General features: G+C 65.2%; 1 protein-coding gene and 1 pseudogene. Both read right to left on the bottom strand.

Features of this window, described 5'->3' with window-relative positions; translation table 11 throughout:
• Window positions 1–46 precede the first annotated feature (46 nt).
• Complete coding sequence (locus AC0B9F_RS38525) at window positions 47–271, bottom strand: helix-turn-helix domain-containing protein (protein ID WP_472010511.1); 225 nt, start codon at window positions 269–271, stop codon at window positions 47–49.
• A 54-nt stretch (window positions 272–325) separates the two neighbouring features.
• A pseudogene (locus AC0B9F_RS38520) lies at window positions 326–1,065 on the bottom strand (PucR family transcriptional regulator); the annotation flags it as partial.

Raw genomic sequence — 1,065 nt, 5'->3', positions numbered from 1 at the left:
GGTCGCGCTGAGAAATCAGTGCGACCCGCAAATTTCGGCTTTCGAGCTAGCGTGGACCGCGCAGACGAAGATGCACCATCAACCGGAAGCGGACGTTGGGGTCGTCGAGATCCAACGCGGCCATACCCTTGAGCTTACTGAGCCGATACCGAAAGGTATTGGGGTGCACGTGCAATGACGCTGCAGCGTCACCGACATCGCCGAAGGCATTGAGCCACGCATCGAGAGTGTCGACGAACGAGGTCGCATGAGCAGCATCGTGGCTGGCGATCGCCTCGATGGGCCCCAGGTCCGAAAAGCCTTCGGCTGCGGCTTCAGACGCACTCTACAGCAGAATGGCGTCGACGTGGACGCTGCTGAAAGTGGCGACGCTGCCCGACGCTCGTCCCGCCAACAACACTTCGAGGGCATGTTCGGCGTCGCGCTTCGATCGGCTCAGCTGCGCCGGTCTGGTCACGACCCGGCCGATCCCGATGATCGTGTCGCCGGACGCTCCGGTACGGTCCAGGAAGTCCGAGGCCACACGGAACGCCTGCAGTTCGGCTTCGGCCGGGGAATGCCCGCGAACGGACAGCACTGCGTAGCCGGTCCCGTTGACCAAGGCAGCCGCCGACTGTGAGTGGACGGCGCCGAGGTGCATGGCCAGAGCGTCGGTCAGTCGCACCACGTGGGCGGCATCGTCCGGCTTCGACGATCCCTCGAAAGACCTACGACCCAAAGCCATCACGAGTGCGGGGCCGGTCCCGAGACCGAGGCGATTCATCGCGTCGACCGCACCTGACCCACCGTCGAGAAGGGTTGCGATCAGGTCTGCGCGCAGTCGGCGCTCGGCGTCGGCGCCGCCGCGCAACCGCAACATCTGCAGCGCGATCAACCCGGCAGAATCGCGCAGAGCACGCATCCGGTCGTCGGACATCGGCTCACCGGTTGCCACCCACATGGAGCCGAGGAACTCGTCGCCGGCTCTGATGGACACGGCGATACGACCCATTTTGGTACCGAGGGTCTCGGCCGAGACCCACACCGGATCGTCGCTGCGATAGAGCCGGTCGAAGACCCCGGCCT

The sequence above is a fragment of the Streptomyces sp. NPDC097129 genome (assembly GCF_055668065.1).
The sequence above is the reverse complement of the archived record's forward strand: the minus strand, read 5'-3'. Positions and strand labels throughout refer to the sequence as shown.